Origin of the sequence: Pseudoalteromonas sp. US3C1013, assembly GCF_048401115.1 — a bacterium.
Classification (GTDB): domain Bacteria; phylum Pseudomonadota; class Gammaproteobacteria; order Enterobacterales; family Alteromonadaceae; genus Pseudoalteromonas; species Pseudoalteromonas undina.
This window is the reverse complement of sequence record NZ_CP183076.1, coordinates 339,486-351,302: the sequence shown is the minus strand read 5'-3', so window position 1 is coordinate 351,302 and position 11,817 is coordinate 339,486. Positions and strand designations below refer to the sequence as shown.

Sequence of the window (11,817 nt, the reverse complement as noted above, 5' to 3'; positions counted from 1 at the left end):
TAATCACACTATTGCCATGTCAAACCCTGCTAGCTGCTTTACCACTTTTAATGAAAATATAGATAACCTTGCACTGCCTGAGCAGTTTACGTTTCCCTTTTATTATAAACCTCATCCGCTGGCCGTTGCCGCTGCAAAACAATTACAACAACAATTAAAAAAGCTAGATAAGGCTATTTTAGATACAGATGATATTGATGCCGGTAAAATGTTTGGCGTATTGGTTGTTCAAGATGAGGCGCAACAGCTAGGCTTTATTAGCGCCTATTCGGGGCAAATAGCGGGGATTGATGAGCAACTGCATTTTGCGCCAAATGTGGCACTTAAACATATAGACGATGCAGAATTTAGTCAGCAAAGCCAAGTGATTAACGATATTAATGCGCAAATTACAGCCTTGCAAAACAGTGATAATTATCAGCAAATTGAGCAACAATTAACGACTGCTCGCCAACACTATGAGCAACAACTTATCGCCAAGCAGCAAGCGATGCAAGTAACTCGAAAACAGCGAAAACAGCAACGACAAGTTGCCAGCAAGCAACTCAATAATGATGAGTTTGAAAAACTGAAGAACCAATTAGCTGGGCAGAGTATTGTTGAGAAAAAACAACTACAAGCATTAAAGCAACAGTGGCAAAAACGCATTGCAGCGCTTGAACAGGCACAACTAACAATAAATGATGAAATTAACGGATTAAAAAAACGCCGTAAAGTACTCTCTAAAAATTTACAAAAAAAGCTATTCGCTCAATACCAGTTTTTAAATGCAAACGGCGAAGTGACCGATTTGAATGCCATTTTTGCCAAACTGCCCGAACACACACCGCCTTCAGGCGCGGGAGATTGTGCCGCGCCAAAGTTATTACAATATGCTTATAAACATAATTTAAAGCCCCTGGCTATGGCCGAATTTTGGTGGGGCGCACCGCCTAAGTCGGCAATAAGACATCATTTACATTATTACCCATCGTGCTATAGCAAATGCCAGCCTATTTTAGGGCATATGCTAGAGGGGTTAAATGTTGAAGACAACCCGCTCTTGATCAACCCTGCACAGGGTAAAGACCTAACGATTGTTTATCAAGACGATGATTTGTTGGTGGTAAATAAACCTGCTGAGTTTTTATCTGTGCCAGGCATTAATATTGACGATTCGGTATATATGCGAATCAAAACTCAGTTCCCACACGCTTCGGGGCCACTTATTGTGCACCGATTAGACATGTCGACTTCAGGGCTGTTAATGATTGCGTTAAATAAACGGGTGCATAAAGCACTGCAAAAACAGTTTATAGAGCGTAGTGTAGAAAAACGTTATGTTGCTTTAGTGGCGGGTAATATTGCTGCTGAGAGTGGCAGCATAGAGTTACCTTTAGTACTTGATTTTGATGATAAACCACGGCAAATGGTGTGTTACAAAACGGGGAAGCCGTCATTAACAACATGGCAGGTACTGGAACGTAAAAATAATACCACCCGCTTACAACTTTATCCTAAAACAGGACGTACTCATCAATTGCGTGTTCACTGTGCCCACCACTTAGGGTTAAATACACCTATTGTGGGCGATACCCACTACGGTGAAAAATCAGATCGACTACATTTGCATGCCGAGTATTTAGCTTTTACCCATCCTATTAGTCATGAACGATTAGAATTTGAAGTAGCCGCTGATTTTTAAATCAGCGCTGCTTTTAGTCGAATCGGATTCTAAAACAGTGCCACTTTTTCATATTGCAAAGTAGGTAACTTTTACCGTTGCAATATAGAAAGATTTACCTGCATTATGCAAAGCCACAATCCAAAAAAATATAAATATCTATAAAATTCATATTGTTAAGAATTGGCATTAGCTTTGCTTTTATTGTTGTACGTATTTGTTATGGCAACTTATACCAATTCGCTTATTTAAGTGATCTATTTTGAGGATGGAAAAACGTGTTGATAGCAAGGCAAAGAATTCGCTATTTAGTTGTTCTAAATGAGGATTTTTTAACGCAGGTAGCGACAGGTTTAGTCCCGCAAAATGATTAAGTAATATTGCGGATTGGTATTAATTTAATTGAAAGCGCCAAAAAGTGCTTTTAGTTACACACAGTAAATGGCTTGCTAAGCGCTTACTGTGCACAACAGAACTTCCTACACTCCCTGTGTACTTTATTGGTTATAGGCTAACGCTTATAACCATTTTTTTTGCTTATTATTCAACAGTAAGTTTTACGTCTTGATCGCGTAATAAATAAAGCGCAAAACACGCAGCCCACATCGGCCATGCTGCAAAAAACAGTAAATTATTAAAGCCATCAATATACTGGTTGTAAGAAGACAGCGTTGATAGTCCATGCATTATAAAAATAACACCGTAAGTAATACGTTTTTTAAAACCGACTAAAAATGCTATTACTAGCAATAATTGCAGTGCACCTAAAATATAAGCAATAGTATCGGTAGAGCCACTGATCCCATAAAAATGTTCAAAGATACGGGCGCTATGCCCCGGATTTACAAATTTATCCAGTGTCCACATTACCATCACAATAAACACCCCTAAGCGCAGCGATAAAAGCGACCATTGCAAACGAGTTTGTACATCTGTATTGATTGAATCTGTCATAAAATTTCCTTAAAAAAGATATAAATAAACTAATTGGCAAGTAAGACCGTATAGACGTATTTTTATTTTCAATTAATTAAAATTAAACCTAAACTGATCTTAAGTTGAGTTATTTAAAGGCACTATTATTTAAGCGCTAAGATAAAAAATAAAAATATTAGCAATTGATTGAAAGATATTTTTATCTGTCTTGGTCTTTTGTGTACATCAACATATAACAATAGAGAAACACGATTTGAAATACACGTATTTAGCTTTAACCCTCGCCCCACTATTAAATGTAGCTTTAGCTGCTCAGGCTAATGAAACAACTAGCTCTGACCCCATTGAGCGAATTGAGGTGGCAGGTCAAGCACTTAAATCTAAAAACCTCTCTATTAAAAACACCACAGTAAACGGTCCTTTTGGCGACAACCTGGCTTTGCAAGACATAGCCCGCTCTGTGACCCCTATTTCTAAAGAGTTAATTGAGCAACTTAACATAACAACATTGCACGATGTTCTGGCAGTAAGCCCTAATACATACGCTGCAAGTGGTTTTGGTGCACCAAGTTTACCGACGATCCGCGGCCAGTTAGGTGAGTTATTTCAAGATGGTACTCGACGCCAAGCGGGTAATAATGGTTTTGGTGTGCCGTTGTCGTTTAATGCGATAGAACAGATAGACGTAGTTAAAGGTGCACCGCCTGTGCTGTTTGGTTCAAGCCAACGTAACGGTGGCTTTGTAAACTTGCACTCTAAAACAGCGTCAACTGATCAGCGCAAAGGAAATGTGAAGTTGTCTGCAGGCAGTTGGGATAAGTATAGTGCCCAAGTAGATTATAACGCACCGATTGTTGAGGATAAAATTGGCTTACGTGTTAGCTATGAGCATATTGATCAGGGTAGTTATTATGACTATTCAGCCACACAAAGTGATAGCTTGTTTGCGGCATTAAAAATTTTACCGGATGATAAAAGCAGTTGGGACATTAACTTTGAACTGTACCAAACAGAATTTACCGATAACGCTGGTATAAACCGCCCTACCCAAGCGCTTATCGATCATAATCTTTATATTACTGGTCAAGGGTTACAAGCGAATGGCAGCACAGTGCCTGGCGCAGGCTCTATTATATCGCCTACAGGACAAGTCAAAATAGACACCAGCCGTGTGCTTACCGATCCTGATAATCTCAATCAAGCAACCACTTATTTAGTTCACAGTATTTATAAGCGCGCACTGTCTGATGTAATGTCGATTAAAAACATTACTTACTTTCAACATTTGCAGCGCGAAGAAATAGCACAAAATAGTTTTGTTGAAATAATTGATGGCGCCGATACCGCACAAAACCGCACTGAACTCACCTATCAATGGAGCGATGAGCAGCAAACCTTATTCGCCGTTGATGTTCGTTATAATAAAGTATTGGGTTACAGCCAATTTACTACTGAAGCCGACACACCTATTGATTTAACCGGCCCACTTTCAAACCGCCGCATTCCATTAACTGATGCACAAAAGGCACGTTTGGTAGAGCTACGCCCCGGTGTATATGTGTCCCCTGGTGGTCAGTACGATATTAATAATGATGGCAGTGGTGATTTTAATTTATCAGACACTACAGACTCACGCTCTTGGCAAACCGGCATTGCCATTCAACAAGACTCACAATGGACTGACAGCTTACGCACCAGTGCTGGCTATCGTGTTGATTACTATGATGTAGAAGCACACGACCCGATTGCACCTCAAGGTCAAATAGCCGCTAGTGATGGCATAAATGATACACTGCAATCAGCGCAGCTGAGCGTTAATTACTCAGTTAATGACGATTTAACCACTTATGCGGCAGCAAGTTATAACGAAGCCACCTCTAACAGCATGGCCGGCGGTAATACGTTAGGTGGTGACAATACAATTAGCGGACAAAATTTTGCTACGGAAAATACTTTAGTCGAGTTTGGCGTGAAATATGCGCCAACACAAAGCGACTGGTATGCAGATGCTGCTGTATTTAGCCAACGCCGCAGCTTACGTAATCGCGATGGTAGCAATACTGGTATTCGTACAACCGGATTCGAAAGCCAAGTATTTTACGACGCTTACCCTTACTGGGTAAGCGCAGGCTACAGTTACATTGATGCCCGTTATGATAACTCTGCGACAGGCCAAGACTCAGCTCAAATAGCCGATGCGTTTGATAATTCGCGTCCCGATATTATTGCGGGTAACAGCATTGGCGCACCAAGTTACACAGCTTTTGCTCCCTCAAAGCGTCAAGTACAAGGGATCCCAGAGCAATCGTTAAGCTTAAACGCTAACTATACAATTACTTCTCAGTGGCAAGCTGGATTTTCTGCCCTGTATACTAAAAGCTACCCATTGGATTTTTTGGCTACCGTATACATTCGCGATCAGCACACCTTAAATGTTAATACCAGCTATGCGTTTACCTCAGCAACTAAATTGAGGCTTGATGTAAATAATATTACCGATCAGCAAAACTGGCGCCCTGTATTTGAGGGTGGCTATTTTGGCGCGACACTCGCGTTCCCAGAATTACCAATTAACGCTAAGCTCACGCTTACCCATAACTTTTAAACCGTTTGAGAGATAGCATGTTAAAAAAACTAAGTTTGTTATTACTGGCGGCGATAGGTGTCGGTTTATTCTTTTTTTATGACCTAAACCAGCTCCTTACCCTCGACGGGCTAAAAGGATCAATGGCGCAATTTGATCAGTACAAAGCTCAATCACCGCTTTTGGTGATCGGAGGGTTCTTTTTACTTTATATATTAGTGACTGCATTATCACTGCCCGGTGCAGCTATTTTAACGCTAGCCGCAGGTGCTTTATTTGGTTTGGCTCAAGGGCTATTAGTTGCCTCGTTTGCCTCAAGCATTGGTGCTACGTTGGCGTTTTTAGTGTCACGTTATTTATTACGCGATACCATAAAAAAACGCTTTCCTGAACGCTTAGCCGCTATAGATACTGGGGTTGAAAAAGAAGGCGCATTTTACTTATTTACACTGCGCTTAGTGCCTGTTTTTCCGTTCTTTTTAATTAATTTATTAATGGGTTTAACTGCTATTAAGTCATGGACTTTTTACTGGGTAAGCCAAATCGGGATGCTGGCGGGTACCTTTGTATTTGTAAACGCAGGTACGCAACTTGCGCAAATAGAGAGCTTATCTGGCATTTTATCGCTGGATTTAATTTTATCGTTTGCGTTATTAGGGGTATTCCCGTTAATTGCAAAAAGCCTAATAAATGCAATAAAAAAGCGCCGTGTTTATAAAAACTACACTAAACCTAAAAAGTTCGACCGCAACATGATTGTTATTGGTGCGGGCGCGGGCGGCTTAGTGACAAGCTATATTGCAGCAGCGGTTAAAGCCAAAGTAACCCTAATTGAAGCCGGCGAAATGGGCGGCGACTGCTTAAACACTGGCTGTGTACCTAGTAAAGCTATTATTAAAAGTGCAAAAGTAGCCCAGCAAATGCGCCAAGCTGAAAAATATGGGCTACAAAGCACGACACCGCAGTTTTCGTTTAAAAAAATAATGGCACGTGTACAGCAAGTGATTGCCGATATAGCCCCACACGACAGTGTTGAGCGCTACACAAACTTAGGCGTAGAAGTAATTAAAGGCTACGCCAAACTTATCGACCCGTGGACGGTGGAAATTAACTTAAATGATGGCGGCACGCAAACACTCACTGCCCGCACTATTGTTATTGCCACTGGCGCACGCCCATTTGTACCGCCACTTCCGGGTATTGAAGAAACCGGCTATGTAACCAGTGATACGTTATGGAGCAAATTTGCTGAGCTTGAAGAAGCCCCTAAAAAGCTTGTTGTACTTGGCGGTGGTCCAATTGGTAGCGAACTTGCACAAAGTTTTGCCCGTTTAGGCTCAAGCGTTACGCAAATTGAAATGGCTGAACGCATTATGATCAAAGAAGACTTAGAGGTGTCTAAATTTGCTCACGAAGCGCTAACGCAAAGCGGCGTAAACATTTTAACCTCGCATCAGGCACTGCGCTGTGAAGAGCGCGATGGCAAAAAATTCATTGTGGTAAAACATAACGACAACGAAATCGATATTGAATACGATGAGCTACTATGTGCTGTTGGCCGAACCGCTCGTCTTAAAGGTTACGGCCTTGAAGAACTAGGTATTGAAACGAGCCGCACTGTAGTCACAAATGAGTACCTTGAAACACTCTATCCTAATATTTTTGCCGCTGGCGATATTGTAGGACCGTATCAGTTTACACACGTAGCCGCTCACCAAGGTTGGTATGCTGCTGTAAATGGCTTATTTGGTAATCTTAAAAAGTTTAAAGTGGATTACCGTGTCATTCCGTGGACCACATTTATTGACCCTGAAGTAGCACGGATGGGCATAAATGAACAAGAAGCGATTGAAAAAGGCATAGACTATGAAATCACCCGCTTTGAATTTGAAGAGCTAGATCGCGCCATTACCGAAAGCGCTAACAATGGTTTTATTAAAGTGATCACCCCTAAAGGTAAAGACAAAATCCTCGGTGTCACTGTGGTATCTGAACACGCTGGCGATTTAATTGCTGAGTTTGTATTAGCCATGAAACACGGTTTAGGACTTAATAAAATATTGGGCACCATTCACAGCTACCCAACATGGGCTGAAGGTAACAAATATGTGGCGGGCGAATGGAAACGTGCTCATGCTCCTGAAAAGGTACTTAACTTGCTGGAAAAATACCACGCCTGGCGCAGAGGCTAATATGTTTAAAACACCTTTAAAAGCGCTATTATTAGGGTCTGCTTTGCTTGCAACATCGTTTGCAAGCAAAGCTCAAAATATGCATGACAGCTGGAATGCATTATTAAACAAGCATGTTGTAGCTATTAATCATGGTCACAGCACTGAGGTTAATTACTCAGCAATAAAAGCTAAGCGCAGCGAACTTAAAGCTTATTTAGATTCGTTATCGGCTGTTACGCAAAATGAGTTTGATACATGGGAAAAACCTAAGCAGCTGGCGTTTTTAATCAACGCGTATAACGCCTTTACTGTTGAGCTGATATTAACAAAATACCCAGATCTTAAATCAATTAAAGATTTAGGCAGTTTTTTTAGCTCACCGTGGAGCAAAGAGTTTGTGCCATTACTTGATAAAACTCGCAGCCTTGATGATATAGAACATAATTTAATTCGTGGCAGTGGTAAGTACAACGACCCACGTATTCACTTTGCTGTAAATTGCGCCAGTATTGGCTGCCCAGCACTACGTGAAGAAGCCTACACAGCCACTGATTTAGAAAGCCAATTGCAAGAGCAAACGATGCGTTTTTTATCAGACATGACTCGAAATATAGCGCAAGATAACACGCTAACTATGTCTTCAATATTTAAGTGGTACGGCGATGATTTTGAACAAGGCTTTAAAGGCGCAAATACGCTACAGCAGTTTTTTATGCAATACCCTAAAGCACTAAAGCTGACACCCGCTCAGCAAAAAGCACTTAAAAATAACAACATGAAAGTTAAGTTTTTAGACTACAACTGGGATTTAAATGCTCGCCAATAAATTTTGGCAAACATTATCGCGATACAGCTTATGTTGTGTCGCGTTTTGTATTTGCCTTATTATTAGTTTTAAAAGCCTAGCAAGTACACAATTACAAAGCCGTTGGCAGCAAGTTGAAAAGTTAGGTAAAGACCAAAGCGTATATTTTTATGCTTGGGGCGGTGATGCGCAAATAAATGCCTATATTCAGTGGGCGGCTGAGCAAGTAAAAGCTAAATATAACATTGAGTTAGTGCATGTAAAGCTTAGCGACACCAGCGAGGCCGTTAGCCGCGTACTCGCTGAAAAATCAGCAAATAATCACACTCAAGGCAGTGTCGATTTAATTTGGATCAATGGCGCTAACTTTGCAGCTATGAGTAAACACGGGCTTTTACTAAAAGACTGGGCTGATAAATTGCCTAATTTTATTTACACCAATCCAGAAAACAATCCCAGCGTGTTGTTTGATTTTGGTTTACCCACTCAAGGAATGGAAGCCCCTTGGGGGCAGGCATCACTGACTTTTTATTACGATACGCTAGCAACGAGCTCTCCTCCTCAAACCCTTAATAAGTTATTGAGCTGGAGTAAAGCAAACCCAGGCCGATTTAGTTACCCCAAACCCCATGACTTTTTAGGGATGAGCTTTTTAAAATATGCATTAGTGGTATTACACCAACATAGCGATGCAATGCTACAAGCAAAACTATATCAACCAGCTAATGATAAAAACACAGCCCAAGTACTTGATCCGTTGTGGACGTTTCTAAATAAATTGCACCCTAATCTGTGGCGCAATGGCGAATACTTCATGCAAAGCGGTGTACAAATGCGCCGCTTAATAGACGATACCGAGCTTAGTATTGGCTTTACTTTTTCGGCACCAGAAGTACCGGCTGCGGTAAAGCGCTATGATTTACCAAAAAGTATAAGAAGTTATGCAATGGCCGATGGCAGCTTAAGTAACACTCACTTTGTCGCTATTCCTTATAATGCAAGCCACCAGCAAAGTGCGCAATTAGTGGCTGACTTTTTATTAAGCCCCGCAGCGCAAGCGCATAAACAAAAAACTACTATATGGGGTGACAAAACGGTATTAATTCAAACCAGCTTAAGCGCAGAGCAGCAGGGCTTATTTAAAACCGTACAGCCGCATCCTAGCGCACTGCCTCTAAATAGTGTTAAACGTACACTCAGTGAGCCACATCCGAGCTGGGTGGAGGCAATTAGTACTGGCTGGGAAACCCGTTATGGAACAAGCCAATGAGTAAGGTACTCCATTCAGCTGATTTATTCTCACGCCTAGTCAAAGTAACCCCTTACTGTTTGCTGGCACTGTTAACAATACCTGTATTAGGCGGCCTAATGGGAGTAATGTTGCCTGCCTTTGGCTGGGCGCCTGCCTTGAATAAAACCAACATGAGTTTGGCTGGGTTTAATGTTTTATGGGATACACCGGGGCTTTCACAAATGATAGGCCTGAGCATACGCACTGGACTAATTAGTACATTAATAGCGTTTGCGCTCATGATTATTATGCTGGCTGCATTTTTTAATAGTGTATGGCTAAAACGAATTGAATACGTATTGAGTCCCATACTGGTTATTCCCCACGCTGCAGCGGCAATTGCGGTCAGTTTTTTAATCGCGCCATCGGGATTATTTACGCGCTTATTTTCGCCTTGGTTAACGGGCTGGCAATTAGCACCTGAGGGCTCATTACCTTATGACGCTTTTGGCTGGAGCATTATTATTGGGCTTGTACTTAAAGAGCTGCCTTTTTTATTACTCATTGCATTGGGTATTTTAGCGCAGCCTGAACTTGGCAAAAAGCTACGAATGCAGCATCAAATTGCGGTTAATTTAGGTTATTACCCTATGGTGGCGTTTTTTAAAGTGGTGCTACCCAGTTTATACCCACTGTTACGTTTACCTATTTTTGCAGTACTTGCTTATGCCAGCGCCAGCGTTGAAATGCCACTCATTCTTGGCCCAAATACCCCTCCCACTTTAGCCGTTGCTATAATGCACTGGTTTAACGATGTAGATTTAAACCTGCGAATAAAAGCCTCGGCGGGTGCCCTGTTACAATTAGCGGTCACTGTTGGACTACTCTTAACGTGGCTATTGCTTGAAAAAATCATTGCTCTAGTTTTTAAGCAATCACTTATTAATGGCCGCCGCCAGTATGCACATCAATTGATCTGCACATTTACTCATGTTTTCACGAGTCTAATTTTAATTTTTATTGTTGCTGCGCTAATTGGGTTAGTGATGTGGTCAATAGCGGGCTATTGGCGTTTTCCGGATACCGTGCCCTCAAGCGTGGTATTTCTGCATTTTCAACATGCATTTACACAAATACATACTCCCTTGTTTAATACCTTAATAATAGGGGTAATAAGTACGCTGTTTGCTATCACTATGGTATTGCTGTGCTTAGAAGCCGAGCAGTTAAACACGAAACCCATGTCGAAATGGACACAGTTAATTATTTATCTTCCTTTATTAGTGCCCAGTATTGCGTTTTTATTTGGTATTGTGTGGTTACAACAACTGCTCAATAGCCAGCATGCCTTTTTTAATGTGATATTTGTGCACGTTTTATTTGTTTTACCGTATGTTTTTTTATCTATTGCCGATAGTTACAGGCGTTTAGACCCTCGATTAGCGCGCGTTGCCGCAAGCTTGGGGGCAAGTCCCTGCAAGGTGTTTTTACAGGTTAAATTGCCACAACTATTCGCCCCTATTTTAATCGCGATAGCGCTTGGACTGGCGATTAGTTTTGGCCAATATTTATCTACACTTTTAGCCAGTGGCGGGCGTATAAGTACCATTACCACCGAAGCCGTAACCCTTGCTAATGGCGCAAGCAGACGCACCAGTGCAGTTTACGCCATTTTACAAATGGCATTACCGCTAATTGGTTTTGGTGTGGCATGGGTGTTACCTAAATACTTTTTTAAAGCGCGCGCTTAACTATAAAACCATTAAGGCTATTTAATGCAGTCATCATTACACATCAAAGATTGTCAGCTTTACCGTCAAGGCGAGCTGTTACTAAGCTTAAACGAGCAAGTAAATGGCGGCGAAATACTCACCATTATGGGGCCATCGGGCAGTGGCAAGTCAAGCTTATTAAATTGGCTTACAGGCTGTTTGCCCAAAGACTTTAGGGCACAAGGCGAAGTATGGCTAAATGATCAAAATATAGATAACACACCCCCGCATTTACGCCATATTGGGGTGCTCTACCAAGACGCTTTATTGTTTTCGCATTTAACAGTGGCAGGAAATATTGCCTTTGCTATGCCCAAAGGCAATAAAAAGCAGCGTCTTGAAAAAATAGACCACGCTCTAGAACAAGTTGGCTTAACAGGATTGGCAGCCCGCCATCCCGACAGCCTATCTGGTGGGCAGCAAGCGCGTGTTGCACTGCTACGCATGTTGCTCAGCGAACCTAAAGCTATTTTACTCGACGAGCCTTTTAGTAAACTCGACACCCAATTGCGTGTTGATACCCGCGAACTGGTGTTTAGTCAAATACGCGAGCATAAATTGCCTGCCATTATGGTTACGCACGACCACAGTGACGCGGAGGCAACAGCTGGCAAAGTGATTACTTTAGGCACTGATGCTTAAAACCTGACTC

Annotated in this window: 8 protein-coding genes; 7 read left to right on the top strand and 1 reads right to left on the bottom strand. The window is 41.7% G+C overall.

The window, feature by feature from the left end; genetic code table 11:
* The first annotated feature begins 16 nt into the window (after nucleotides 1-16).
* On the top strand, nucleotides 17-1,684 hold the full coding sequence (locus ACNSN2_RS16980; RefSeq protein ID WP_418609615.1) for a pseudouridine synthase: 1,668 nt from the start codon (nucleotides 17-19) through the stop codon (nucleotides 1,682-1,684).
* Between the two features lie 519 nt (nucleotides 1,685-2,203).
* On the opposite strand, the gene ACNSN2_RS16975 is transcribed toward ACNSN2_RS16980, so the two are convergent.
* Nucleotides 2,204-2,617, bottom strand: a complete 414-nt coding sequence (locus tag ACNSN2_RS16975) for a hypothetical protein (RefSeq protein WP_418609616.1) — start codon at nucleotides 2,615-2,617, stop codon at nucleotides 2,204-2,206.
* A 235-nt stretch (nucleotides 2,618-2,852) separates the two neighbouring features.
* On the opposite strand from ACNSN2_RS16975, the gene ACNSN2_RS16970 reads away from it, so the two are divergent.
* From ACNSN2_RS16970 to ACNSN2_RS16945, 6 genes are read left to right on the top strand one after another with little or no spacing between them, the layout of a single operon-like run.
* Nucleotides 2,853-5,204, top strand: a complete 2,352-nt coding sequence (locus ACNSN2_RS16970) for a TonB-dependent receptor (protein WP_418609618.1) — start codon at nucleotides 2,853-2,855, stop codon at nucleotides 5,202-5,204.
* Between the two features lie 17 nt (nucleotides 5,205-5,221).
* On the top strand, nucleotides 5,222-7,375 hold the full coding sequence (locus ACNSN2_RS16965; RefSeq protein ID WP_418609621.1) for an FAD-dependent oxidoreductase: 2,154 nt from the start codon (nucleotides 5,222-5,224) through the stop codon (nucleotides 7,373-7,375).
* A 1-nt stretch (nucleotide 7,376) separates the two neighbouring features.
* On the top strand, nucleotides 7,377-8,183 hold the full coding sequence (locus ACNSN2_RS16960) for a DUF547 domain-containing protein (RefSeq protein WP_418609624.1): 807 nt from the start codon (nucleotides 7,377-7,379) through the stop codon (nucleotides 8,181-8,183).
* Nucleotides 8,170-9,432: an ABC transporter substrate-binding protein gene (locus ACNSN2_RS16955; protein ID WP_418609627.1), complete on the top strand. Its 1,263-nt coding sequence runs from the start codon at nucleotides 8,170-8,172 to the stop codon at nucleotides 9,430-9,432. The genes ACNSN2_RS16960 and ACNSN2_RS16955 overlap by 14 nt, the downstream gene beginning before the upstream one ends.
* Nucleotides 9,429-11,144: an ABC transporter permease gene (locus tag ACNSN2_RS16950; RefSeq protein ID WP_418609630.1), complete on the top strand. Its 1,716-nt coding sequence runs from the start codon at nucleotides 9,429-9,431 to the stop codon at nucleotides 11,142-11,144. Before ACNSN2_RS16955 ends, ACNSN2_RS16950 begins: the two co-directional genes overlap by 4 nt.
* A 24-nt stretch (nucleotides 11,145-11,168) precedes the next feature.
* Nucleotides 11,169-11,807: an ATP-binding cassette domain-containing protein gene (locus ACNSN2_RS16945; protein WP_013463030.1), complete on the top strand. Its 639-nt coding sequence runs from the start codon at nucleotides 11,169-11,171 to the stop codon at nucleotides 11,805-11,807.
* Nucleotides 11,808-11,817: the final 10 nt, after the last annotated feature.